Origin of the sequence: Bacillus sp. SIMBA_074 (assembly GCF_046534555.1) — a bacterium.
Lineage (GTDB): Bacteria > Bacillota > Bacilli > Bacillales > Bacillaceae_G > Bacillus_A > Bacillus_A mycoides.
The window spans coordinates 1-255 of record NZ_JAWRYM010000856.1; the positions used below are offsets into that span (position 1 = coordinate 1).

The 255-nt window shown below is 42.0% G+C and carries 1 pseudogene; it reads left to right on the forward strand.

The annotated features are described in order from the left end of the window. Nucleotides 1-214 (forward strand): annotated as a pseudogene (locus tag SB773_RS33175) (ABC transporter permease); the annotation flags it as partial. Nucleotides 215-255: the final 41 nt, after the last annotated feature.

Below are 255 nucleotides of genomic sequence, written 5' to 3' on the forward strand. Positions count from 1 at the left end.
GGGTGCGGTTATTTCGGAATGGCTTGGGGCTAAATCGGGGATTGGTGTTTATATGACGCTCGCTTCCTCCGCGTTTCGGACAGATCGGGTGTTTGTTGCCATTTTCATCATTATGGGAATGAGCCTTCTCTTTTTTGGAATCATCACATTCCTGGAGAAATATTTAGTTTCATGGAAGAGAAAGGTGGGTGTAAGGGATGATGCTGGAAATTAAAGATGTCTCACTTTCTTTCGATGGTAAACAAAATATTTTAG